At 41.2% G+C, this 25,378-nt stretch carries 18 protein-coding genes; 12 read left to right on the forward strand and 6 right to left on the reverse strand.

The annotated features are described in order from the left end of the window. The first annotated feature begins 116 nt into the window (after nt 1-116). Both AAEZ00_RS09160 and torR read left to right on the forward strand, forming a co-directional pair. Nucleotides 117-869 carry a TorF family putative porin gene (locus AAEZ00_RS09160; RefSeq protein ID WP_124011445.1) on the forward strand — a complete coding sequence of 251 codons (753 nt, stop codon included), beginning with the start codon at nt 117-119 and terminating at the stop codon, nt 867-869. Between the two features lie 198 nt (nt 870-1,067). Then, nucleotides 1,068-1,793: a two-component system response regulator TorR gene (gene torR, locus AAEZ00_RS09165; protein ID WP_101031573.1), complete on the forward strand. Its 726-nt coding sequence runs from the start codon at nt 1,068-1,070 to the stop codon at nt 1,791-1,793. Here torR and torT read toward each other — a convergent pair. After that, a complete protein-coding gene (gene torT / locus AAEZ00_RS09170) occupies nt 1,790-2,854 on the reverse strand; it encodes a TMAO reductase system periplasmic protein TorT (RefSeq protein ID WP_124011444.1) in 1,065 nt (354 codons plus the stop codon). The genes torR and torT overlap by 4 nt on opposite strands. 69 nt (nt 2,855-2,923) lie before the next feature. Between torT and torS the strand changes: the two genes are divergently transcribed. Next, nucleotides 2,924-5,974, forward strand: a complete 3,051-nt coding sequence (gene torS / locus AAEZ00_RS09175) for a TMAO reductase system sensor histidine kinase/response regulator TorS (protein ID WP_502959323.1) — start codon at nt 2,924-2,926, stop codon at nt 5,972-5,974. Between the two features lie 206 nt (nt 5,975-6,180). On the opposite strand, the gene torD is transcribed toward torS, so the two are convergent. The 5 genes from torD to AAEZ00_RS09200 form a co-directional block, all read right to left on the reverse strand. Then, a complete protein-coding gene (gene torD, locus AAEZ00_RS09180) occupies nt 6,181-6,822 on the reverse strand; it encodes a molecular chaperone TorD (RefSeq protein ID WP_372491434.1) in 642 nt (213 codons plus the stop codon). 99 nt (nt 6,823-6,921) lie between these two features. Next, nucleotides 6,922-9,414: a trimethylamine-N-oxide reductase TorA gene (torA, locus tag AAEZ00_RS09185; RefSeq protein WP_124011441.1), complete on the reverse strand. Its 2,493-nt coding sequence runs from the start codon at nt 9,412-9,414 to the stop codon at nt 6,922-6,924. Between the two features lie 12 nt (nt 9,415-9,426). After that, complete coding sequence (gene torC, locus AAEZ00_RS09190; RefSeq protein ID WP_351088587.1) at nt 9,427-10,605, reverse strand: pentaheme c-type cytochrome TorC; 1,179 nt, start codon at nt 10,603-10,605, stop codon at nt 9,427-9,429. A 40-nt stretch (nt 10,606-10,645) separates the two neighbouring features. Beyond that, nucleotides 10,646-10,816: a trimethylamine N-oxide reductase system protein TorE gene (gene torE / locus AAEZ00_RS09195; protein ID WP_101031561.1), complete on the reverse strand. Its 171-nt coding sequence runs from the start codon at nt 10,814-10,816 to the stop codon at nt 10,646-10,648. Between the two features lie 370 nt (nt 10,817-11,186). After that, entirely contained in the window at nt 11,187-12,152 is a 966-nt protein-coding gene (locus AAEZ00_RS09200; protein ID WP_351088588.1) for an alpha/beta fold hydrolase, read from the reverse strand. 938 nt (nt 12,153-13,090) lie between these two features. Between AAEZ00_RS09200 and AAEZ00_RS09205 the strand changes: the two genes are divergently transcribed. From AAEZ00_RS09205 to AAEZ00_RS09245, 9 genes are all read left to right on the forward strand, one after another. After that, nucleotides 13,091-13,525, forward strand: coding sequence for a DUF2057 family protein (locus AAEZ00_RS09205; protein WP_124011436.1), 435 nt, complete (start codon nt 13,091-13,093; stop codon nt 13,523-13,525). 128 nt (nt 13,526-13,653) lie between these two features. Continuing rightward, nucleotides 13,654-14,124: a MerR family transcriptional regulator gene (locus AAEZ00_RS09210; RefSeq protein WP_101031551.1), complete on the forward strand. Its 471-nt coding sequence runs from the start codon at nt 13,654-13,656 to the stop codon at nt 14,122-14,124. After that, nucleotides 14,124-16,370 (forward strand): heavy metal translocating P-type ATPase, encoded by a 2,247-nt coding sequence (locus tag AAEZ00_RS09215; protein ID WP_124011435.1) that lies wholly within the window; start codon nt 14,124-14,126, stop codon nt 16,368-16,370. Before AAEZ00_RS09210 ends, AAEZ00_RS09215 begins: the two co-directional genes overlap by 1 nt. 10 nt (nt 16,371-16,380) lie before the next feature. Beyond that, nucleotides 16,381-16,731, forward strand: coding sequence for a cupredoxin domain-containing protein (locus AAEZ00_RS09220; RefSeq protein ID WP_101031547.1), 351 nt, complete (start codon nt 16,381-16,383; stop codon nt 16,729-16,731). Nucleotides 16,732-17,713: 982 nt separating this feature from the next. After that, the gene (locus tag AAEZ00_RS09225; protein WP_233768526.1) at nt 17,714-18,115 is read left to right on the forward strand and encodes a hypothetical protein; all 402 of its coding nucleotides are present in this window, start codon (nt 17,714-17,716) and stop codon (nt 18,113-18,115) included. Continuing rightward, nucleotides 18,112-19,491 carry a TolC family protein gene (locus AAEZ00_RS09230; protein ID WP_351088589.1) on the forward strand — a complete coding sequence of 460 codons (1,380 nt, stop codon included), beginning with the start codon at nt 18,112-18,114 and terminating at the stop codon, nt 19,489-19,491. Before AAEZ00_RS09225 ends, AAEZ00_RS09230 begins: the two co-directional genes overlap by 4 nt. A 22-nt stretch (nt 19,492-19,513) precedes the next feature. Then, nucleotides 19,514-21,145 (forward strand): efflux RND transporter periplasmic adaptor subunit, encoded by a 1,632-nt coding sequence (locus tag AAEZ00_RS09235; protein WP_124013745.1) that lies wholly within the window; start codon nt 19,514-19,516, stop codon nt 21,143-21,145. Beyond that, complete coding sequence (locus tag AAEZ00_RS09240; protein WP_351088590.1) at nt 21,145-24,273, forward strand: efflux RND transporter permease subunit; 3,129 nt, start codon at nt 21,145-21,147, stop codon at nt 24,271-24,273. The genes AAEZ00_RS09235 and AAEZ00_RS09240 overlap by 1 nt, the downstream gene beginning before the upstream one ends. Nucleotides 24,274-24,874: 601 nt before the next feature. After that, nucleotides 24,875-25,240, forward strand: coding sequence for a hypothetical protein (locus AAEZ00_RS09245; protein ID WP_233768524.1), 366 nt, complete (start codon nt 24,875-24,877; stop codon nt 25,238-25,240). The last annotated feature ends 138 nt before the right edge of the window (nt 25,241-25,378 follow it).

The raw sequence follows: 25,378 nt of genomic DNA on the forward strand, positions 1-25,378 counted from the left end.
GAGTGTAATTTGTTTCATGGGGCTATGATGATCCCATTTGGGACAAAATCAAGCATTTTCAATGATCACGGGTATAGTCACTCTATCAACAAGAACCTAAATGTAGGGTGATAAATATGAATATCAGAACAACTCAATTAGCTCAGTCAATTTTATTAGTTAGCTTAATCCTATCGGCAAACGCCTTTGCTCATGCCGCAACTGATCAGGATGTCCTTGGTGGCACTATTAACGGTAAATTAACCTTTGCTTCTGATTATGTTTTTCGAGGTGAATCTGAAACCATGGATGGCGAAGTACCGGTGGTACAAGGTACGCTCAGTTGGGGCAATGAGCTTGGTTGGTATGCCGGCATGTTTGCTTCAAATGTTAAATTTTCCGACCCTAATTTAGAAATTGTCACCGCACCTTATATTGGTAAAGCGGGTAAATTTGGCGATAGCACTATCAGTTACGACGTCATGGTTTTCTCTTATCTTTATCCTGGCGCTTCATACTCTAATTATACAGAATTATGGATTAAGGTTGGCAAGCAATTCGGGCACGCTAATGTTCAACTAGAAGTAACTCCAACCATCGATGACTGGTTTGGTGTTGATGGTTGGCAAGGTGTTAACTATGCGGTTCATCCAAGCTACGCATTTGATAATGGTGTAAATTTTTCAGCCAGCATCGGTTATCAAGGTTTAGAGGGCGAAGGTGCAGAAGGCTGGGGACACTGGAACTTGGGTGTGAGTAAAGCTTATGCCGGCATCAATTTCGATGTTCGTTATCATGGCAGTACCATGGATAGCGATCATAAAGTGTATGGCACTCAAACAAAGATTTTTGATGACCGAGTGGTTGTTGGCATCAGCAAAAGTTTTTAAATTAAAAATATAACGTCTTTTATTGTGAATCTGTAAATATAATTGGATCTGGTTCTACATCTTTCCATTGTGTGATCCGGGTCCTTTTTATCAACCAATTTTGCTAGCTAGCACTCATTCCTTGAATATCGTTATAGGCAAATGTGAAAAGTTATGAATAATAACGACCATTATTAGCAACACTATTTGGATTGGACGATGGCACATACTGGTTTAACAAATACAGTACTCGTAGTTGACGATGAAGCGGTGATCCGCGCTCGATTAAAAGGCTATTTTGAGCGCGAAGGTTATCGTGTGCTTGAAGCTGGAGACGGCGAACAGATGTGGCAACAGTTTGCAAATCAACATGTCGATTTGGTGATGTTAGATATTAATTTACCCGGTACAGATGGTTTAAGCTTGGCACGCGAACTGAGAAGCCGTTCGGACGTGGGCATTATTTTAGTCACGGGTCGTGATGAAACTATTGATAAAATCGTTGGTCTTGAGATGGGCGCTGATGATTATGTGACTAAGCCATTTGAATTAAGAGAATTATTAGTAAGAGTTAAAAATTTGCTGTGGCGAATTTCGTTAGTCAAAAAAGCACAGCAAGACGTTGTAGACCAATTTGAAAAATGTGACGATATCATTGCCTTCGATCAATATATTCTTGAATTAAATAGTCGAAAACTGAGTTATGGTGACGAGGTGATTAAGCTGACTAAAGCTGAGTTCGAATTACTTACCGTCTTTGCATTGCATCCACAGCAAGTACTATCTCGTGAGCGATTAATGCAGCAAACAAGCCATCGTAATGAAGAGGTAAATGATAGAACCATAGATGTCATTATTCGCCGTTTACGAAACAAGCTACAGGCAGACCTGTTTGTGACAGTTCACGGAGAAGGTTATTTGTTTGCGACTAAGGTTAAAGATTAGTTTTGTGTTACGCGGTAAATGGGGTAAAAATTTGCAGGGGCTAAGCTGTTATTAAACATATCGAGTTGCACCTTTCCTTGTTCTAACGCCTGTATTTGTGGGCCAATATCACCAAATGATTGTGCTCCCTCAAGTAGTTTTACCATGATATCTATTGCCAACTTACCTTGTAACACCACTTGATCATCACTACTGAAAGCGACTTTATTACGATGCAGTCCGCGCAACGTCGCTGGCGATAAATAACTGCTCACAAGCTTTACTTGGCCAGTTAATTGTTTATGTTGCAATGTTCCTATTGCTGCTTCGATAGCAACTGCACTGCCTAGAATATAATCAGGAATGTGGTCGTTAAGCAGATTATGAAGTTGGTCACGATAAAGGTCACGATTATTGTCAGTATGACGAATTGACGAAACCACAATAGGACTATTGGTAATAGCATCTTGAATACCAAGCTCAACCCAATCGCTGCCGCCAACACTTTCTGGGCCTGTGAGTAGAGCGAGTTTTACTGGAGACGATGGAGGTGATTTTTTTACAGATTTGGCGATAAAGTGGCCAGCTTCCCAGCCCATTTGATACCAATTAACGCCTACACGAGTAGTAATAATCGGGTTATCGAGTCTATTCACTAACGCAATGATGGGCTTATTAATTTGGCCCGGGTATCGGTCAAGTAAATTGGGGGCCACAGCACCGAGTAAGATCGCATCGAACGGCTGATTAAGGCAGTATTCAAGTTGTTTTAGTTGTTGCTCTTTTCTGTAATAGCTACCGGCTTCAAATAATTCTAAATTAATGCCTAATTGGCTGGCTTTTGACACCAAACCGTAATCAATGCCGATCCAATAAGCGTCTTTAAGGTGAGGTACTAAGGCACAGATCCGCCAAGGCTTTTTGGCCGAGGTCAGTTGATTATATTGTATCGACTTTACTGTTTGGATTTTGGCATTAAAGGGCGTGCGCTGTTGTAATGTCCAGCTAGAATCGGATGTTGCTTCAGCAAGTAATGGTAATATCCCTAAGCCAGCTATGAGCATATAAATAAGTCGGCACATTATATTGTCTCGATTAAGGTTTCTGAAAAGAATAGCAAAAGAATTTTAATAATTATAACATTTTAAGGAATGACTGTGAGCACTTTATCACTATCAGGCAAGAGCTTAGTGGGTCGCCTTATGTTGGCATTCTGTCTGCTCGGGTTGTTACTATTAATGTTAGTTAGCCTTGGCAGTATTTCGCTTTATTGGGTAAAGCTTGCTGACCAATATCTATATGAAGAGGCATTACCCGCATCACAGGCCGCAAGGCAATTGATGCAGTCTTCTAATGGCTTGCTCGACAATGCCCAAGCACTTGAACGAGTGGAAGAAGAGGCACAACGCGTTTTCCTTGGGCGTAAGTTGTCACTGGAAAGCACTAATTTACTTTCCGCTATTAAACGACTCAATTCTTTAAATCTACAAAATCATGGTGTCGATAAAGATAAGCAATTAGCGCTATTAGCCGGCGAAATTATCCATGACTTATCGGTATTCGGCCGCCAAGTGGGTAAACGTTTAGTGTTGGCGGCTCAATTGAATAATAAAGGAAGCGCACTGGCGGAAGCGGCCAGTAAGAGTGGTGTTTTACTTGAAGCAGAACAAGCTGTGGTCGATTCAACCATTCTGGCTAAGTTGAGTTTAGCTTACCCTCAAGTGATAGGCGCTGAACAAAGTGCCCAACTTTTGGACTCCATCATAGAACAAGACTTGGATGTCCGTGAACGTTTAAACCGAGCTTTGGGATTGATCCATCACATTGCGTTAGTGGGGCAGTTATTACAGTCGCCAGAACAACAACTCGGATTAAATAACGTTCTCGACAGTATGGCTCGAGTACTTTCTCCAACAACTTATACGATTAATACTACTGGCGATAACTTACATAACGGCATCGAAGTGCCTAGCCCTTACACAGGTTCAGGCACGAGTGGGAAAATTGATTTAATGCCTCTGGAATTACTTAAAGGCTTAATTCGAGATCCCGTTAGGGCGACAGAGCTTGAGCACCAACTGATAATGTTAAGGGAAGTAAATGTTGGCTTAAGTTTGCAGCAGCAATATGCGCAATTACTAACGAAACAAAATGCGCAGCTGTTAACGCTGACGGATAAATTAGGCCAACTGAATAAGTCAGTCGATAGCGCAATGAAAGCACAACAGCTGCAGGCAGAACATGCCCGAAGTAATTTTTTACAGCAATTACTGTGGGCTAAATCAGGGCTGTGGGCGACAGGTATTTTGATGTTAATCATTATGCTGTTGGTCGTTTATCGGGTTATTTATAAAGGCATTGCTTTACGCCTAAGTGAAGCAACTGCAGCATTATCTCAATTAAGTCAGGGCAATACCGAAGTGGTACTTGATCCTCATGGAGACGATGAACTCACCGCGATGGCTGCAGCCATTGAAGCTTTTAAACAAAAAACCGCGCACAATCAAGCACTGCAATCTGAGTTACAACAAACGGCATCAGAATTATTTGCCCATAAAGCCTCACTCGAAAGTACTGTGCAGGCGCGCACACTCGAACTGGCTGAAACCAACCGTCAACTAGACGCTGAAGCCAAAGGGCATTCGACGGCTAGAGAGATGGCAGAGCAAGCTAGCAAGGCAAAATCGCTATTTTTAGCGACTATGAGCCATGAGATCCGTACTCCGTTAAACGGTCTTTTAGGCACCCTGACTTTACTGAGTCACTCGCCATTACCTCCAGCACAGAAACAAATGTTGGCATTATCACAATACAGTGGCACCTTACTGCAAAATGTACTTAACGATATTTTGGATTTTTCTCGTTTGGAGCAAGGTAAATTAACTAACGAGCCTCGAACTGTCGCACTTTGTGAGCTGCTTGATGAAGTGATGGCTATCATGTTAGCTGGCGCGGGATTGTCAGGTATATCGTTATATTTAGTTCGCGGTGATTTACCCAAATGGATAACGGTAGACGGACCCAAATTGCGCCAAGTGTTATTTAACTTGCTTGGCAATGCCATTAAATTCACGCCAGCAGGAGAGATTACATTACGGGTAAATGTGGTTGATAAACGATTAACTTTTGAAGTGGCAGATACCGGCGTCGGCATAAGTAAAAATGATATGAATCAATTGTTTATTGCTTATGGTGCGCAGCCTAATCAAGGCAGAACCAGAGGCACAGGCCTTGGGCTCGCTATTTGTAAAGAATTAGTCTCGTTAATGAATGAGGTTAATACTGCCAATCATTCTATTTGGGTTAAGAGTAAAGTAGCTGAAGGTTCCACCTTTGGTTTTAGTTTGCCATTGCACATCTGTGAGCAAGCACATGAGGTTATCTGTGCACAATTACCTAAAGTTGATCCTAAATGTGTACTCGTTATCGAAGACAACAAAGTCAATTCCATGGTGGCCCAAGGGTTTTTAGCACATCTTGGACATCATTCCGTACTGGCTGATAGTTGTGCGCAAGCAAGGGCGTTGTTTAACGTCGATAGTGCTTTGCAGTTTGACGGCATTATGCTTGATATTCAATTAGGCGATGGATCAGGGATTGAGTTATTAGTAGAGTTGAAGCATATCGCTAACGCGGCCCATAAAGACATCAGCATTGCCGCATTTACGGCACAAATTCAAGATGATGACATAAACGAGTATCAAGCCGCAGGCTTTGATGACGTATTAGCCAAACCGCTTAATATGAAGTTTTTAGCCCATTGGATCGGTGATGCAAGTGACAAATCAGCAATGAACAACAGCAACATGAATAAGTTAACCAAGATAGAGAAACATAAAGGCTTGACACAAACTGCCATAGATCAAAAACCATCACGCCGGAATGAAGACAATCAGCCTTTACTCAATGAAAAGCAAATTAATGAAGACTTACAATACCTTGGTAACACTGCTGTTAAAGAGATGTTAGCACTATTTAAAGTCAGTAGTACGGAACACATTAATGCACTCGCAGCTTTACCTGCAGATAGGGCAAAAGCGTTACATGCACTTAAAGGCAGTAGTGCCAGTATCGGCTTTATTCAGTTGAGTCAGTTGTGCAAACAATTAGAAAAAGATGGCATTAGTGCTGATTCATATCCGCTGCTTAAACAGGTGTGGCAAGCATCTATTAATGCACTTGAGTTGAAATTAGCCAGCTAAGTTGTTATAAATCATGGGCCTGGAATGTAGTTCAGTGTGGATAACCGTCACTCTATTTATCCTAAGCTCAAACATTACTTGTGAACTACCCCGAGACTTTCGCTACGCTCGGATCACGGGAATTTCTCGACGGATTAGATAAAAACACCGAGCTTGCTCGGTGTTTTTATCTGGATGAATTATCGCTTAGTCAAATAGATATCCTGTTACTGAGCTCCTTTTAGTGCTTCACAATCAGTTTCAACCCAAGCCAGAGTGAGGTGAGCAATAACAGAATAAAACTTACCAGTATCAACAGAGGTAAGCTTATCTACAAAACGGGGTAGCCAAGCGTGAAGATATTGGCTAATAAAGCTGAGCTGAGTGTTATCATCACTTGCGCAAGCTTGGTGGGCAACATACGCCAAAATAACGGCAATATGGTCTGCCGGTTCAGGGAATTCACTTTGAACAGCCAATTGGCTTTGCTGTAAATAGGTTTGCATTTGCTGATGTTGCTCACCAAACAACAGCACATCATCTTTGACAGCATGGGCATCGTTAAGATACAAACTGGCATAAGGGCTGGCGCTATGCTTTGTACCCACTAAAAATAGGCCACAATAATCGGCAGCAAGCTCTAATAAAGCATGATCAGTATTGACGCTGTTAAGGGTTGAATTAAGCACTGAGTTTATGGTTTCGATGTCTTGACTAAACAAGGGATCACTAGCCAATTGAGTAAAGAATGCCTGCGCCTGACTTGCCGTGAGCGCTTGTAATAGCTGTTGATCTAGCTCCTTTGCAAACAGTGATGAGAGCAGCTTATACACCATAGAACGACCCTGGTTCATTGGCGTGTTATACAATATCTTGTCATTCATCTATGTTATCTCCTGACCTTATTAAGGCCGTTAACTTAAGCGACAAGGATAAATCACTTGGCGCACAGTAATAATACTTACACGTTATAGCTGCGTTTCAATTGGGCCGCTAAATGAACTGACTTCAGGGACTTTACCTTGATATTTTTCGAAGTCGACCAAGCATGTGTACGCGGAGCAAGCTTGGGCAAGTTTCGATGTACCAATATCTTGCGTTAACGTATTAGGGTCGCCATAGCTGCATAATGCACCTATTTCACTGCCGCCTTGCTTGGTACCATCTTTGCCGACAGGGCCATACCAAGCCCCTTCATGAATTCGAATAATGCCACTAGGGAAGTTATCTGATACGACCGCCCCAGCCAATAGCTGGCCTCGGTCGTTAAATACTCGCACAATGTCGCCATCTTTAATGCCACGCTGTTTTGCATCGCTAGGGTTCAAGTACACAGGTTCACGGCCTTTTACGGCGTAAGTTTCTCGATATTGCTGCGACTCACACATTTGTGAATGTAAGCGTTTATCTGGGTGGCAAGATTGCATCCACATCGGGTGCTTATCTGAACCTGGGCCACCATGACTGCGCTCTGATTTTTCTATCCACGTTGGGTGACCGGGGCAGTCTTCGTAGTTAAAACGTGCTATTTTTCGACTGAATATTTCAATCAAACCCGATGGTGTACCCAGTGGGTTTATTTCGGGATCATCTCTAAAATCGGCATGACGTGTCCAAGGTTGGCCTTCACCAAAATGGACATAACCTTGTTTCCAGAAAGTGTCGAAATTTGGCATCTCAAACTTACCGGCATTATCGGCTTTACAGTCGTTATAAAGTTTTTTAATCCAGTCAAACTCCGACATGCCACGGGTATATTCTGTCTCTTTGTTCATTATTTTGGCAAAACGAGTAAATATTTCAAAATCGGACAAGCTATCAAATAATGGTTCAACCATTTTTTGCATCGCTAAAACACCACGGTTAGCGTAGCTGCCATAAACGTCAATGTCATTTCGTTCAAATGTGGTGCAAGCAGGTAAAACAATGTCAGAGAAACGGCAGGTTGCTGTCCAGTTAATGTCGACAGTGACCACACACTCAAGCTTTTGAAATGCTTGCTTCATCTTATTTCTATCTTGATGATGACTCCATGGATTATTACCTGAAAACACCATCATTTTGATATCAGGGTAAGTGACTTTTGAACCGTTGGCATCAATGGTTTTACCCGGTTCTAAAATGGCATCAATCCAACGTGCAACCGGAATGGTGCTACTCGCGCCTTTAAAATCATTGCTGTCGAATAACGGCTTTTGGCCGTCATCAAGATTGCGAGGAAATGCACCCGGGGCGGCAGCACCGGACGCTGGAACACCAATGCTGGAGTAGTGATGGCCGTAGCTGATACCGCCTCCAGGTAACCCTATTTGGCCAATCATAGTGGCAAGCACCGCCGCCATCCAATAAGGTTGTTCACCGTGTTGTTGACGTTGAATACACCAACCCATCATGATTTGAGTACGACCTTGGGTCATTACTTTGGCTAAGTCACGTATAATTTCAGGGCTAACACCAGTAATTTTGCTGGCCCACTCGGGTGTTTTCGCAACGCTATCTGACTCGCCTAAAATATAAGGTACGAATCTGTCAAAACCAAGGCTGTAACCTTCAATAAACTTTTCATCGTGTAACTTACTGGTGATCATTTCATGGGCAATACCCAGCATTAATGCAACGTCAGTTTGTGGGTTAACGTAAAGTTGTTCACATCCTAAGTATTTTTGGGTTTTGGTCACGACGGGGTCGATACTGATCACCCGGATCTTACCTTGTTTCACTTTTTCTTTAAGCTCAGCAAGATAGGCAAATGATTCATGAGTTTCGGCGTTCCAACCCACTTGCAGGTTTTTATAGGGATCATTGGACCACAAAATGATGGTATTAGATTGCTCAAGGATCAACGGCCATGAAGTACCTTGGGCATAAACTTCTGTTGAGCCTAAAATATAAGGCAAAATAGTTTGGCCAGCACCCGTTGAGTAGTCACCAATTTTTTTGACAAAGTTACCGTGCATACCAACAGCGCGTTGCATATGACTGGTACATGAATGCAGCTGCCCAGTTGCGCGCCAGCCTGTTTGACCTGCGTGCAGTCCTGATGGACCGTATTGAGTTTGCACCTCATCAAGTGAATCTTTAAACAGGGTTAGGGCTTTATCCCATGTAACACGGACAAAGCGAAAGTCACCGCGCTGGGTCGTATCACTTTTATGACCTTTCAATAAAAAATCTAAGCGCACCATAGGGTAGCGAACCCGCGATGGATTGTAGACTAAGCCTTTAACGCCATTGATCATGTCGGTAGGATATTTGTCTAATTCAAATGGAATGACTTGGTCAATGACCCCATTTTTACGCTTCATTTTGAAAGCACCAAAGTGCGAACCCGTAGTAAGCCAGTCGTCACTTGCTTTAGTGCCCGCAGTTGCCAAAGCATTGAATGACGCCAACACTGATGTACTGCTTAGTCCCACATAAGAAGTCGCCACTAAGCCTTTAAGAAAATCTCTTCTGTTCATGATGATATCCTATTAATGCGCTGACTTATCGAAAGTAGATGAATGCTCTTGTAAGTACTTTTGTACAAGCGCTTGAGTATCTTGATCCATGTTGACGAACGCAATCATGCCTTGAAACATGCCTGGCCAACTATTGGCATCAAAGTGTGCTTCTGCCGGCTGGGTATGGCAAACACTACAACTGCTAGTATAGGTATCCCGTGCATAGTCCCAAAGTGGCTGTAAATCGTTGACAAGATAGTCTGAGTCGGTCCAAATTTTGGCTTCAACACGTTGCCAGGTTAACCCCGTCATCGGATCTTGTTTTTCTTCGAAGACCTCCATTACGCCATCTTCCAACGCCGCAGCTTTTGTGAGTTGAGCAGACAGAATATTAAGACCGAAATCGAAATAAATTACTCGACCAGCACCAATGTTTTTACGCCAACCATTAATACCAACTTGTACACGACTGCCATTGGTTTCAAGTACCGTCACTTTAGTGGCAATGTTTAATGTGCCTGCTTCAACATCTGTTTTTTGATTAAAATAAAGCGGTTTGGTCAAGGCGGTAAAGTACTGAGCACCAACCACAAGACCTGTTTCGCCAGATCCGACTTGTGCAATGAGTTCAGGTGCGCGCGCAGTCCCCATATCAGGAAGCTTGTGCGCAATGCCTTTATGGCAATCAACACAACTTTGATTGGTCTCAGCGGCTCGTTTCATTTGCTTTTGTGCCAGCTTTGACATGTCACCCCACTTCATAGAGTCGTAGTTATGACAATTTTTGCAGGCTAATGAATCATCCCGATCGAAGCGTTTCCACTCTCGGCTAGCCATTTCTAGGCGTTTTGCTTCAAACTTTTCTTCGGTATTAACCGTTTGCATTAACCAGCCCCACATATCATGAGAAGCTTCAATTTTTCGACCAATTTTACGGCTCCAGTTATGGGGCACGTGACAGTCTGGACAAGTGGCACGAACACCAGAGTGATTTGACCAATGCACGGTTTGCTGCAGTTCTTGGTATGGCTTGCTTTCCATACTGTGGCAGCTGATACAGAATTCTTCTGTGTTGGTCAGTTCTAGTGCAGTATTAAAACCACCCCAGAAAATAATCCCCATCAAAAAAGCCGATAGGCTAATTGTGCCTAAGGTAAGATATTTGGCTGGTTGGTTAAGTGTTCGCCAAATGTTGATAAACCATTTCATAACAGCATCCCTAATAAGATTGACTCATGATTTTCGAGGATTAGTGTGCGACAACGCCACCAAATGCTTGGATCATCCAAATGACAAAACCGTAAGCGCTAATGCTGGTGATTGTGATGATTGGAAAGAGTAAAAAAATGATAAATCCAAGTGCCTTTAACTCCTTAGATTTCACTTTTCTAGGGGGTTCTGCTAAATCTTTTGTTGTCATAATGTGCTCACTTAAATAATTACCTTTGCTGATGCCAGCTATATTAGATAACAATTGTTAATGGCACTCAGACTGTAGATGAATGAACGCAGACAATATGTGAAAGATTATGAACAGACGAAGTGAAGCCAACGAGGAAATAACGACAGTGGATAATTGGAGGGTAGGTGAGCGACAAAAGTGATGCATAACAGGATAAAATAGCTGTTTTGGTCATATGACCGTGGTTGTCTCTAATATTATCTGAGCAACAATAGCCATGACATATGAATAGTGTCCTTAGAAATTCAGACGCTTAAGTGCGATAACTAACACAGAGAATTGGATCTATTCTGGTAACAGAGAGAGTGAACCATATTGTGCACTTACCCTAAGATGGGTCCGGCTTATGTTCTTGCAAGAATTGTTTAACTATTAATACCGTTGATTGCGGATCTTCCTCATGAGGTACATGGCCTAACTCATCAAACACCACCAGCTCGCTGTTGGCTATATCGTGATTAAACTGGGTGCCATACTTAGGCGGAATTAACTTGTCTTTGGCTCCCCATATTATCAATGTTGGTACATCAATCGTGTTAATCTTATCCATCAAAAGTCCTGGTAATGTTTGTTTAAAGCGCGCTGTCAAGGCGTCACGATTACCTTGTCGAAGCGATAGTTCGTAGTATCGGTCAACTAATTCATCGCTGACCAAATCAGGATTACCGTAGACATTCTTAACACTGCGAGCGATCAGTGATTTAGGTAACACATTTTTTAACAACACACTGGTTAGCGGATTTTGTGATAATGTAAATGCCAGTGGTACCGAGTCTGGTTCAAAAGGGTATCCACTGGAATCAACCAACACTAATTTTGACACTCTTTGTGGATACCGCACCGCAGTCGCCCAAGATACATAACCCCCTAAAGAGTTACCCGCTAAGACGCATTTTTGTATCTTTAATTCATCGAGCACTGCAGCAACAACATCAGCGTAATGTTCAATGCTGTAATTATTGTCAGGATCGGGCCCGGTCAATCCAAATCCCGGTAAGTCGAAACGAATGACTCTGCGTTGTCCTTTTAATGCGTCTACCCAACCATCCCAAGTATGCAAAGACGCACTCGTGCCATGGATTAACACTATGGGTTCTAAATCAGACTTTGACCCTTCATCTCTTAAGTGAATATTCATCCCTGCAATATTAACAAGCTGCGAAGGGGGTTGAGCCCAGCGTTGACTCAGCTCTGCCACTGACTTGTCCGGCGCTTGATTAAGATAAATAAAAATTGCCAGGCAGGCTAAAAGTACCAACAACAGATATAAAAAATATTTCAACAATCCGAACATTTGTGGACCTTATTTTTGTTATAGATCGAATGCTAATAAACATTAACAGCAGTGATCGTTAGGTTACATTGCCATTTAAGACTAAATTGTAAATGAAATAAATCTTTGCTGAGCAGGATCAAATAATGGCAGCCAAATAGTTATAATAATGTTAACTACAGGCTTGCAGCATACACAATGACATTTGTTATCACAATATACCCACGACAAGATGAAATAGGCTGTCTCAAGTGCAAACAATAGAATGTGTTTATAGAAAAGTGTTTATGAACAAGCGTTAGCCTGAGTAATAGCATGATATGACCGTTTTAAGGGCATAGAGGCGATCTCTGATAGTGCTCGTATTGACGTACTACTTACTTCTTTAATAAATAACTAGGCATCATATTATTGATAAGTGTTGCATCAGTCGTATAAATTTAACTACAACATTGTTATAGTAAAAGCCTCTTAGTTTAGTGGACATCATGTATGCTAAAAATTTTGTTAAATATAGCGATTATATTATCACTAGTAGGGCAACTGTTTATGCCTAGCTATGCTATGTCTAACGAAATGACTATGTCTACTGAAATGACTATGTCAGGCTCGCAATCGAGCAATCTGCACCCATCAACCATGATAGACATCGACTGCGACAATTACGTTCACAACGATAACTGTTGTTCAGACAATATAAGTCAATGCATAAGTCAATGCATTAGTCATTGCCATGCCATAGCTCATGCTTTTATGTTGTTTTCGGGCGAAGAGCTTACCGCTATACGGTTAACTGGCGCCAAAGTTAGCCTAGCTTTATGGGTATCAACACCTACCACTCTAACAAACCAAAATCCACCTCCGATAGCGTAATTCTTTATTCAAATTAGTCACCCACATTAATTTATAAAGATTATTGTTGCTGTAATTAACAGCATCAACACTTAACGGAGTTCATCATGAAAAAATTTATTGCTATTTCACTTCTCTCTATCGTCAGCTCAGTATCAATGGCTGCAACTATCTCATTACCTGACAATTTAATTTTTACTGCGGTCGATGGTAAAACCTTACAAAACAAGAGCCAAATAGACATTGCACCTGGTCAACATTTAATTCAAATACAGTATTATGACGTGTTCAGACCTGGGGTAGATGATACTGATATCATTAAATCAGATGCACTATATTGGATCTATAATCTGGCTAAAGATGAAGATATTCAAGTGAAAACAAAAGAGGTTCTGTCCTCCACCAGTGCAAAGAACTTTATCAAATCACCCCTGATAACATTAGATCGCGCCAATATAAAAGGTGAAACCGTCAAGTTAGTTAATCACGAAGAGTTAATGGCTATCATCATGAAACAACATAGTAAAATGATGCAGCAGTAACCGTTAAATAATAGGGCACTCAAAATGTGCCCTATTATTTTAATATTCAAAACCTGCTTGACCTGTGTGTAAGACATAGGTTTATAGTCAAACTATCGTAACGATTAACGTTTGCTTTAGGAGGCAGTATGAAAGTGAATCAACTTGCTAATGAATTAGGTATCACCGCCGACACAGTGCGCTTTTACACTCGTGTCGGATTACTTAATCCAAATAAATCTCCTGTTAATGGTTATAAAATATATGACCATAAAAATAAGTCTCGAATGCAATTTATCTTAAGTGCTCGCACGCTTGGCTTTTCCGTTGAAGAAATCAAAGTGATTTTTTCCAAAACCGATCATGGCGAAAGTGCATGTCAACTTGTACGAGCGCTAGTAAAACAAAAATTGGCTGAAACAGAAAAACAATTTAATGAAATGGTCAAATTAAGAACTAGGCTTTCAGAGGCCGTTGAAGAATGGTCAACCATGCCAGACAACTTGCCCACAGGAAATATGGTTTGTAATTTAATTGAGGCGACAAATCAAGCGGAAAGCACCACAGTAACCGCTACTCAGCAGGACAAGATGAAATTAACGTCAAAGGAGGTTAAGTAATGAATCAAAAAACAAACTCGCCTATGCAACTCAATATCCTCGGCGCCGGTTGCGCCAGTTGTGTTGGCAAAATTGAAAAAGCGATTAAAGCCGTCGACGGTGTTGATTCGGCAGACATGAATTTTGCCGACAGAACGGTACTTGTTACTGGTCAAGCTTCTGCTGAGTTGATGATAAAAGCGGTAGAAAGTGCCGGTTACAACGCGACACAAATACAGGCTGATTCAGCAGAAGATGCCATGGATGAAAAAGAACAGGCCGATTTACACTATTATAAAAGTTTATTGCGCCATACCATTATAGCGTTGTCTGTTGGTATTCCACTGATGATTTATGGACTTTTCATCGGTGAAATGACGGTGACAACCCCTGTTGAGCAAATGGCGTGGGGATCCGTTGGTGTCGTTACACTGGCAATCATGCTGATATCTGGTAGGCATTTTTATATCGGCGCATGGAAATCATTTTTAAACCATAACGCTAATATGGATACCCTTATTGCATTAGGTACGGGTACGGCTTGGATATATTCAATGCTTATTGTTGGATTTCCTGAATGGTTCCCCGAGATGGCAAGGCATGTTTACTTTGAAGCTACCGCAATGATTATTGGTTTAATTAATTTAGGCTTGGCGCTAGAAGTTAAAGCGCGCGGTAAAACCTCTGAAGCCATTAAGCGTCTTATTGGCCTGCAAGCCAAAACAGCTAGAGTTATCCGAGATGGAAAAGATGTCGATATCGATATTGCCAATGTATTACTCAACGATCACGTTAGAGTACGTCCAGGCGAAAAAATTCCAGTAGATGGTGTGGTTATTGACGGTAAAAGTACCATTGATGAGTCAATGTTAACCGGTGAACCAATGCCCGTTGAAAAAAGAGTTGATGACGATGTAGTCACTGGTACCTTAAATAAGTCAGGCTCAATCATATTTAAAGCCACTCGAGTCGGTAAAGATACGGCATTGGCGCAAATCATCAATATGGTCAAGCGCGCACAAAACTCTAAACCACCAATTGGCCGTTTGGCTGATGTGATATCGGCTTACTTTGTGCCAGCCATTATGATCATCGCCATTGTTAGTGCCATGGTGTGGTTTAACTTTGGACCAGAGCCATCGACCGTATTTGCAATTGTTTCCGCAACAACGGTATTAATTATTGCTTGTCCTTGCGCGCTAGGGTTAGCCACGCCAATGTCTGTAATGGTAGGCGTGGGTAAGGCCGCTGAATCGGGCGTGCTTATTCGTAACGGTGAAGCATTGCAAACAGCGTCAAAAATCACTGCAATGATTTTAGATAAAACGGGCACCATTACCGAAGGTAAACCCCAAGTCACCGATATTATTCTCGTCAATACCGACAGCGAAGAGCAGGTATTATCATTGGCTGCTGGGATTGAAAGTCACTCAGAACACCCACTAGCGCAAGCCATTGTTGAAAGTGCCAATGCCAGAGCAATTGAAATGACTAAAACAGAGCACTTTAATGCCATTTCGGGTAAAGGTGTTGAAGCCACGGTGGATGGGGAAATATTACTGTTTGGTAATCAAAAACTGATGCAAGACAAAAATATTGATATTGGTTTTAATGAAGCTAAGGCCCAAGTATTAGCAGAAGAGGCTAAAACACCTATGTATTTGGCGCTTGCAGGGCAGCTGCTTGCCATTATAGCCGTATCAGATCCTATAAAACCGGATTCGGTGGCTGCTATCGCGAGACTTAAACGTAATGGCATTAAAGTGATTATGTTAACTGGTGATAATAAAGCGACCGCAGCTGCAGTGGCTAAAAAAGTGGGTATTGATGACTTTTTCGCCGAAGTGATGCCTGAAGATAAAGCCAATAAAGTGGCCGAACTTCAACGTCACAATGAAGTGGTTGGTATGACAGGTGATGGGATTAACGACGCGCCAGCGTTGGCGTTAGCCGATGTTGGGTTCGCGATTGGTACGGGCACCGATGTCGCGATAGAAAGTGCCGATATCACCTTAATGCGCGGTTCACTTCATGGATTAGCCGATGCCATTGCTATTAGTAAAGCAACGCTGCGCAACATTAAACAAAACTTGTTTGGGGCATTTATTTATAACGCTGCGGGTATTCCCTTAGCGGCAGGAGTGCTTTATCCGGTATTTGGTATTTTGTTAAATCCAGTGATTGCAGGTGCTGCCATGGCTTTCTCATCGCTTACCGTAGTGAGTAACGCGAATCGATTACGTTTATTTAAAGCTAAAGAACACTAAGAGGCCCAATATGATTATTAATTTACTTTGTCTCGCGCTAATCGGTTTCATTGTTTGGTGGTTTTGGTTATACAAACCGTCAAATGAAGCCAGCGTTGATGCCACCACATCGATTCTGGTTAAAGATGGTGTGTATTCGCCAGCAAGAATTAATATTGCCGCCAATACACCGACTGAAATAACCTTTTTACGCCAAGATAAATCGGGGTGTTCAGCCACGGTATTGCTACCCGACTTAGAGATTAGTCAGGATTTGGCGTTGGATAAACCGACCACGATAGCATTACCTGCACTGGAAAAGGGCGAGTATCCGTTTCATTGTCAGATGCAAATGTATAAAGGGGTGTTGGTCGTTGAATAATCATATGGAGTCGACATTCATCCCTTAAGAGAAGGTGTTGTAATGATGAAAACAACAAAACCAGTCACTTATATCTAGTTGATTTTAGCCGTATGCCCATCACTGAGGCGGTTGGTATTCAAAGGGTCTCGTCGACCTTATAAATTGGCTACGGCGTTGGCATAAACCACCGCCAAGGTCTACAGTCAAACTGAGGTGAGATCTTTATAGATGCGTTTTATGCTGTAAATTACCGGTTGGCACCCCAGTCGATGAATAAACACGCATTCGGCTATGGGGAAAACTATAGATGTATTTAATATCAAACGTTTACATTGCATACATAAGTCATTCCTACTTGATTTGTTACTTATAAATGTGACCTAGGTCAGGTTGTTTAACGTTAAAATTCATTACAATTAGCTAAGATGATTTACGCTAGTTGAGTGTAAATTATTATCAGTAATATTGGAGTTATATTTTGGTTGGTAAGCGATTTATCACAGTAATCTTTATCTTGATGACATTTGTCAGCCAAGCTTTTGCGTCTGTGATTTTGCCATGTCCCTCTAATATGAACTCAATGCTAAGTACATCTAATGTCATTACGACCGATACCAGCACTACTGCGACTAACGCTTGCCATCATCAATTAATGTCTGACACTGATTTAGTTAACAAAACAACCAGTGATACTTTTGATTGTTGCGATAATCAATGTGACTGTCCTATTGGTAGTTGCTTTTCAATTGCGCTAGAAATGATGACAATTCAATCAGTAACGCTCTCTAATGTGAGTCGTTTTATACCTAGTTTGACTCAACATACCATCCCACAATTCAACGTTTCTTTATATCGCCCTCCTATAGTTATTAGTTAGCTAGGAATGGTTTGATCAATTTCTGATCTCCTTCCTTCTCATTTATCTTTTTTAAAATAAATTAACGAGATATTACCTTTTTTCGAATTAAATTCGAATATAGGTAACTAATTTGGAGGCTTTATGTCTTTAATTTCCAAAAGGCTGGGTGGCATTTACGCCCCAAATTTTTTCATAGCAATGCTGTTACCGCTATTAAAAATAAAAAAGGGATTGAGCGTCGTTATCGCTCTTGTCATAACGCTATTTCAAAATATAACTCTGTTTTTCATGCATATGTCCCGGCAAAGTTTATCTAGCAAATTTTGCAAGAAGCTTATGCTGACTATGTGTTTGGCTTGTCAGTTCCCGCAATGCCAATGGCAACGTCAGCAATGGACATTGGCGATAAAGTTAGGCCATATCAAGTTTGATTACTTAAAAATGATGGTGCTAGCGAAGTTTATGTTGCTGACAATTAAAGCAAGAAGCTGTGTCAGTGAGTATAAATTTGCGGTCAATTCAAGTAAGGAGCAATACCAGTGATTAAAAGTAAAAATCATAGCAAAGGGTGGGTAATGGTTGGCTTGGGGCTATTAACCATGAGTAGCTTGACTGTTTTTGCAGAGCCGTTATCTCAAAAGGCTGAAATACTTTCTTTTGAGCAAGCGATTAGCGTTGCACAAAAGAACGACCCTTGGCTAAAAGGAAATCGTCATCAACAAAGTGCTATTGAATCTTTAAGTATTGCTGCTGATACATTGCCTGATCCAAAAATTTCTGTTGGTTTGGTTAATATGCCTACCGATAGTTTTAATTTTAATCAAGAAGGTATGACGCAATTTAAAGTCGGTATTAGCCAAGTGATCCCTCGAGGTGACACTCTGGAACTCACCAGTCGTCAATTAAAGATCAAAAGCCAAGGGTATCCCTTTCAACGAGAAAACAGAGAAGCGCAAGTTGCGTTAACCGTGGGGCAATTATGGCTTGATGCTTATCGTGTACAACAAAGTGTTGTCTTAATTGAAAAAGATCGTTCGTTATTTTTACAATTAGTAGACATTACCGAGGCGAGTTATTCAGCTGCTTTAGGGCGAACCCGACAAACCGACATTGTTCGTGCGCAGTTAGAATTGACTAATCTAGATGCACGTTTGGATGTGTTAGCACAAGAGAAAAATAAATTTGAAGGACAATTGTCACAATGGTTATCCGATTATTTATCAGGGCTTGATGATCCGCTATCGACTCATTTAGCACTGCATGACATTAATTTAGGCAAACAGATCCCACAAATGGATTTGCAACAGAGTGAGCTAGTTTATGCTGATAAATGGCACAAACCTGAACAATTAATAAGCTATTTTGCTCAGCACCCTGCGGTTATCGCTTTAAATAAAAGAATTGAAGCGACTAAAACAGGCATTGCGTTAGCGAAACAGAAATACAAACCTGAATGGGGTGTTAACGCAGGCTTTGGTTCTCGCGGTGACGATCCTACCGGTAATAGTCGTGCTGATTTAATGTCTGTAGGGGTAACGTTTGACTTACCATTTTTCAAGCAAAACAAGCAAGATCAAGATGTTAAATCAGCAATATCACAAACTGAATCGATAAAAACTGAAAAGCTATTATTACTTCGTCAGTTGCTTAGTAACTATTCGACGGCCAAAGGGCGTTTGTTACGACTTAATGATCAACAACGGCTTTATCGAGAAAAATTATTACCACAAATGTATGAACAAGCAGAAGCTTCTTTAACCGCTTATACCAATGATGACGGTGATTTTTCTGAGGTTGTTCGAGCTCATATCGAAGTACTCAATGCTGAAATTAGAATTTTAACCTTAGATGTAGCACAACAAAAAATTCTATTAGAATTAAATTATTTATTTATTGGTGCAAATAAAGCGACCCGATAAATTGCCAAATACGGAGAAAGACATGAGTTCAAGTAATAAATCCCAAATGAAGGGTGTAGTGATCGGTGCCGTAATTGGTGCTGTTGTAACATTAGGTGCCTATACTGCATTTGCGCCATCGGATCAGGCTAGTTCTGCGGGGGGTGAAAGTAGTGAACCTGCGAAGGAAAAACCTTTGTATTGGGTCGCGCCAATGGATGCTGATTATAAAAGTGATAAACCGGGTAAGTCGCCAATGGGTATGGAGCTGATCCCTTATTATGGCAATACTGGTTCTGGCCCTGATGAAGGAAAAGGCACCATTCGTATTTCCCCTGATGTTATTAATAACTTAGGGGTACGTACTGTCAATGCAGCATACCAACCATTGCATATGCAAATCGATACTGTGGGTTATGTTGCCTGGGATCAAGATGCTTTAGTCCATATTCACCCGCGAGTAGAGGGCTGGGTTGAAAAACTTTACGTTAAAGCAATTGGTGACCCGGTTAAAAAAGGTCAACCTCTATATGATATTTATTCGCCTGAATTAGTAAATGCCCAAGAAGAATTATTATTGGCATTAGATCGCAGCAACCAACGTTTGATCACCGCCGCGGAAAATCGTTTAGTTTCGTTACAGATCCCGAAATCAGCCATTATTCAATTAAAGAAAACCAAAAAAGTCCAACAGAATATTACTTTTTATGCGCCACAACAGGGTGTCGTGAAAAACTTAAAAATTCGTGAAGGTTTCTTTATCCAACCAGGCTCAACCATGATGTCGATTGGCGATTTAGCTGAGGTATGGGTTGAAGCGGAAGTATTTGAGCGCCAATCCGGACAAATAAAAATCGGTACTCCTGTAACCATGACGTTAGATTATTTGCCGAGTAAAAAATATAACCTTAATGTCGATTATATTTACCCAACCTTAGACCCTAAAACACGCACAATGAAAGTAAGGATCCGTGTAGACAATAAAAATGGCGACTTTAAACCCGATATGTTTGCACAAATTAGTCTGCACACCTCGGGTGATGAAAGTGCGCTATTAATTCCCAAAGAAGCCTTAGTGCGAACTGGGCACCAAGATCGGGTGGTATTAGCACTAGGTCAAGGTAGCTTTAAAGCCATTGAAGTTAACGTTGGCCGTTTTGATAGAGATAATGTGGAAATATTATCAGGCTTAGCCGCCGGTGAAAAAGTGGTTACCTCTGCACAATTCTTACTCGATTCAGAATCAAGCAAAACCTCTGACTTTAAGCGTATGAACCATGAACAAGCTAGCAAGGCTAGTAAGGACATGGAAGGTATCGATCATAGCTCAATGGAAGGTATGGTTCATAGCTCAATGGAAGGTATGGATCATAGCTCAATGGCCGGTAAGGATATGAAAAAACAGATACCTTCAGCCATGGTTAACGGTACCGTTAAATCAGTTATGGTTGCACACCGAATGGTGAATGTTGACCGAGAAGCTATTGTCGATTGGGATCGTCCTGCCGCTAATGTTGATTATATTGTCAGCGAAGATGTCGATATGACGTTATTTACCGAAGGTGCTTACGTGATGTTTACCTTTGAAATTCGAGAGGGTGACTTTGTTATTGTTAGCGCCATGGCAATGGCGGCACCTGAAGGTTCAGTTAACGAACAAGGCGAGGGTCAATAATGATAGCTAATATTATTCGCTGGTCTATTGCAAATAGATTTTTTGTGATGCTAGGCACATTGGTCATTATGGGGTTTGGCATATATTCAGTCAAAAACACCCCGATAGATGCCTTACCGGATCTGTCCGCTGTGCAAGTTATTGTCAAAACATCTTTTCCAGGCCAAGCGCCACAAGTGGTAGAAGATCAAGTCACTTATCCGTTAACAACGGCAATGTTGTCGGTGCCGGGTGCGGAAACGGTTCGAGGTTATTCATTCTTTGGTGACTCATATGTGTATGTTATTTTTGATGATGATACCGATATGTATTGGGCGCGTTCTCGGGTGCTTGAATATTTAAGCCAAGTAGCGCCAGATTTACCGGCGGCGGCTCGTCCACAACTAGGACCTGATGCCACCGGTGTAGGTTGGGTTTATTTATACTCGTTAGTGGATAGAACAGGTAAACATGATTTAAGCCAATTACGCTCTTTACAAGACTGGTTTTTAAAGTATGAACTACAAACGGTAGCGGGTGTTTCTGAAGTTAGTACTCTTGGCGGTATGGTTAAACAATACCAAGTACAAGTTAATCCGGATAAATTACGTGCCTTTGGTTTTTCGCTTTCTCATATTCAAAAAGCTATTAAACGTGGTAACCAAGAAATTGGTGCTTCGGTAATTGAAATGGCAGAAGCTGAATATATGCTGCGCGCTACCGGTTATATTGAAAGCGTTAAAGATTTAGAGAGTATTCCCTTAGGTGTTAACGATGATGGTACGCCAATATTGCTCAAAGATGTGGCAGACATTGGTACTGGTCCACAAATGCGCCGTGGTATTGCCGAACTTAATGGTGAAGGCGAAGTCGTTGGCGGCATTGTGGTCATGCGTTTTGGCGAAAATGCACAAGATGTTATCAACCGTGTTAAAGCAAAGCTTGAGAAATTAAAAAATGGTTTGCCTGAAGGGGTCGAAATTGTCCCCGTGTATGATCGTTCTTCATTGATCGAACGCGCAGTTAATAATTTAGGTTTTAAATTACTGGAAGAATTTGCAGTAGTTGCACTGGTTTGTATGGTGTTTTTATTTCATGTGCGCTCAGCATTAGTGGCCATTGTTAGTTTACCTATCGGTATTTTAATGGCCTTTATTGTTATGCATGCCCAAGGATTAAACGCCAATATTATGTCATTAGGGGGTATTGCCATTGCGATCGGTGCGATGGTTGATGGTGCTATTGTAATGATAGAAAATATGCATAAACATATGGAACGAACACCGCTCACTAAACAAAACCGATGGCAAATTGTAGCAGATTCGGCTGCGGAAGTTGGGCCAGCATTATTTTTCAGTTTGTTGATTATCACAGTCAGTTTTATGCCAATATTTACCTTAGAAGCACAAGAAGGTAAAATGTTTGCTCCATTAGCCTTTACTAAAACGTATGCGATGGCGGCTTCAGCGATTTTAGCTATTACCTTAGTGCCAGTATTAATGGGTTACTTTATTCGCGGTAAAGTGTTACCTGAGCATAAAAACCCGATAAATAGATTCTTGACTGCCATTTATATGCCGGCATTAAAAACCGTTTTGAATTTCCCTAAAACAGCCATATTTATTGCGCTGTTATTACTGGGTGTTGGTGCGTATCCGCTTGATAAAATTGGCAGTGAATTTATCCCTCCATTAGATGAAGGTGATATAATGTATATGCCAACCACCTATCCATCATTATCTATTGGTCAAGCACGGCAGTTACTACAGCAAACCGATAAGTTGATTAAAACGGTACCCGAAGTTAAAACCGTATTTGGTAAAATTGGTCGTGCCGAAACGGCAACAGACCCGGCACCGCTTACTATGATCGAAACCTTTATCCAATTAAAGCCGCATGAGGCGTGGCGAGAAGGCATGACGACAGCAAAATTGATCAAAGAGTTTGATGCTTTAGTTAAATTGCCAGGGTTAACCAATGCTTGGGTGATGCCGATTAAAACTCGTATCGATATGTTAGCAACGGGTATTAAAACCCCCGTGGGTATTAAAGTGGCTGGCGCTGATTTAAATGTTATTCAAGGCATAGGTAAACAGCTTGAAGAAATTTTAGCAAAGGTTCCTGGTACTGCCTCGGTTTATTCTGAGCGTGTTTCGGGTGGTCGCTATGTAAAAGTTGATATCCAACGAGAAAAAGCAGCGCGTTACGGTTTAAATATTGCTGATATTCAGCAAGTTATTGCAACCGCTATTGGCGGCATGAATATATCTCAGACCGTTGAAGGATTAGAGCGATATCCCATTAACCTACGTTATCCGCAAGATTACCGTAATTCACCTGAAAAATTAGCCGCTATGCCAATAGTCACACCCAGTGGCCAGCGAATTCCGCTAGGTGATGTTGCCAACGTGTATGTTGAAGATGGCCCTCCAGCCATTAAAACTGAAAATGCCCGTTTAAATGGTTGGTCGTATGTTGACATTGAAGGCATAGATATCGGGACTTATGTTGAAAATGCACAAAAAGTGGTTAATGAAAAATTAGTATTGCCAGCAGGTTACTCAATCAAATGGGCGGGTCAATATGAATATATGCAACGTGCAAAAGCGAAACTAATGTATGTAGTTCCGTTAACCTTAGCGCTTATCGTTTTCTTGCTTTACTTAAATTTCCGAAATGTAATTGAAGTATTGATGATTATGGGTACTTTGCCAATGGCAATGATCGGCAGTGTTTGGTTAATGTACATTGAAGGTTATAATTTTTCGGTGGCAGTCAGTGTTGGTTTTATCGCCCTGGCGGGGGTCACGGTTGAGATCGGGGTAATTATGTTAGTTTACTTAAATCTTTCGTACCGAGAGATGTTAAAAGATCACCAGGAAAAAGGGTTATCTACTAATCGTGATGATGTCTTTAAAGCGGTATTAGAGGGTGCAGCTTTGCGTATTCGCCCTATTATGATGACCGCGGCGGCCATTATTGCCGGCTTACTACCGATTTTATATGGTACAGGCACTGGTTCTAAGGTAATGAGTCGTATCGCTGCTCCTATGGTGGGCGGTATGGTAAGTTCGGTAATTTTAACCTTGTTAATACTGCCCGCGTTATTTTTCTTGTGGCGTGCTTCAGGATTAAAAAAAGCAGACTAGTGTAGGTGGGGGGTTAACCCCCACTTGGTTAAGATGTTAATAAATAACAGTCAATACCCGTCTACAATATTTTATAGGGGGGTATTTATTTACGTTATACCCAAGTGAATTTTAAAATACGTTGAGTTTATTTGGCTATAAAAATATTAAGGGCAAGGGAAATAGATGAGTGTCGGTCTCTTGAACAGATCATATAAGGACTGGCCTAACGCCAATATAGCTTTGGCTATCGGCTATCCAGCCACTCTTTCATACTATTTATCTGAGCCTTGCAAAATGTTATTCAAGCTCACGATGCCGGTCCTTGTTAGGTGATGAGTAGAATTGCCGCTCCAATGGTGGGCTGAATGGTCAGTGCAATAATACTGACTCTATTAATTGTTACTGTTGTGTTTTTTTATGGCGTCGTTATCAATTAAGCCATAAGCAAGGGTATTTTTTTGTTATACTCATCGTAATATAAATTATTGATTAAATTGATATTAAACTAATGTCGGCATATTGTGTTTGTAACGATTTTAATGATTATATTGAATAAGTTTACATTGCTTAAGCTAGCACGTTTCACTATGATCAATACAAAGTAATTGGAGAATCTATTTTGCATAAAGCTCGCTTAATCATGATGTTTGTCTTACTGACGTTTGTCGGTCAGACTTTTGCGTCTGTGATTGTGCCAGGTAATATGCCAATGAGCTCAATGACTTCTTCGAATATGCCTGTAGATAATGGCAATCCATGCCACGATGTTAGTATGCAAGTGGCTATGACAAGTGATAATGCTGATGATGATTGCTGCGCCCAAGCTTGTCATTGCACTGTCGGTTCATGCTTATCTGTTGGTTTAACGATGGCAATGCCAACCCTTAAATCATACGTCAACTTATTCAATTCTACTGCTATGTTTACCTCAGAACTTATGCCTCAGTATCGATCTTCTTTATATCGTCCTCCTATATTTGCCTAACATAGGCACAGTTATATCTTTTTATTGCTAACTGTCCTAACCAATCATGTGTTTTATATTTGTTTAACTATTATCGGTTAACAAACTGACATTGAACCGTGTTGTTTAATGTTACGAAATTTGATTTGGAGGCAATAT

Source organism: Shewanella sp. S1-49-MNA-CIBAN-0167 (assembly GCF_040310145.1).
Taxonomy (GTDB): Bacteria; Pseudomonadota; Gammaproteobacteria; order Enterobacterales; family Shewanellaceae; genus Shewanella; species Shewanella psychromarinicola.

What these genes read in the sequence shown, in the direction of transcription:
- AAEZ00_RS09240 (WP_351088590.1), top strand. Translation starts at nt 21,145, where the DNA reads ATGATAGCTAATATTATTCGCTGGTCTATTGCAAATAGATTTTTTGTG.
- torC (WP_351088587.1), bottom strand. Translation starts at nt 10,605, where the DNA reads ATGAAATGGTTTATCAACATTTGGCGAACACTTAACCAACCAGCCAAA.
- AAEZ00_RS09210 (WP_101031551.1), top strand. Translation starts at nt 13,654, where the DNA reads ATGAAAGTGAATCAACTTGCTAATGAATTAGGTATCACCGCCGACACA.
- AAEZ00_RS09200 (WP_351088588.1), bottom strand. Translation starts at nt 12,152, where the DNA reads ATGTTCGGATTGTTGAAATATTTTTTATATCTGTTGTTGGTACTTTTA.
- torA (WP_124011441.1), bottom strand. Translation starts at nt 9,414, where the DNA reads ATGAACAGAAGAGATTTTCTTAAAGGCTTAGTGGCGACTTCTTATGTG.
- AAEZ00_RS09235 (WP_124013745.1), top strand. Translation starts at nt 19,514, where the DNA reads ATGAGTTCAAGTAATAAATCCCAAATGAAGGGTGTAGTGATCGGTGCC.
- AAEZ00_RS09205 (WP_124011436.1), top strand. Translation starts at nt 13,091, where the DNA reads ATGAAAAAATTTATTGCTATTTCACTTCTCTCTATCGTCAGCTCAGTA.
- AAEZ00_RS09215 (WP_124011435.1), top strand. Translation starts at nt 14,124, where the DNA reads ATGAATCAAAAAACAAACTCGCCTATGCAACTCAATATCCTCGGCGCC.
- torS (WP_502959323.1), top strand. Translation starts at nt 2,924, where the DNA reads ATGACTGTGAGCACTTTATCACTATCAGGCAAGAGCTTAGTGGGTCGC.
- torT (WP_124011444.1), bottom strand. Translation starts at nt 2,854, where the DNA reads ATGTGCCGACTTATTTATATGCTCATAGCTGGCTTAGGGATATTACCA.
- torR (WP_101031573.1), top strand. Translation starts at nt 1,068, where the DNA reads ATGGCACATACTGGTTTAACAAATACAGTACTCGTAGTTGACGATGAA.
- torE (WP_101031561.1), bottom strand. Translation starts at nt 10,816, where the DNA reads ATGACAACAAAAGATTTAGCAGAACCCCCTAGAAAAGTGAAATCTAAG.
- AAEZ00_RS09220 (WP_101031547.1), top strand. Translation starts at nt 16,381, where the DNA reads ATGATTATTAATTTACTTTGTCTCGCGCTAATCGGTTTCATTGTTTGG.
- AAEZ00_RS09225 (WP_233768526.1), top strand. Translation starts at nt 17,714, where the DNA reads ATGTCTTTAATTTCCAAAAGGCTGGGTGGCATTTACGCCCCAAATTTT.
- AAEZ00_RS09160 (WP_124011445.1), top strand. Translation starts at nt 117, where the DNA reads ATGAATATCAGAACAACTCAATTAGCTCAGTCAATTTTATTAGTTAGC.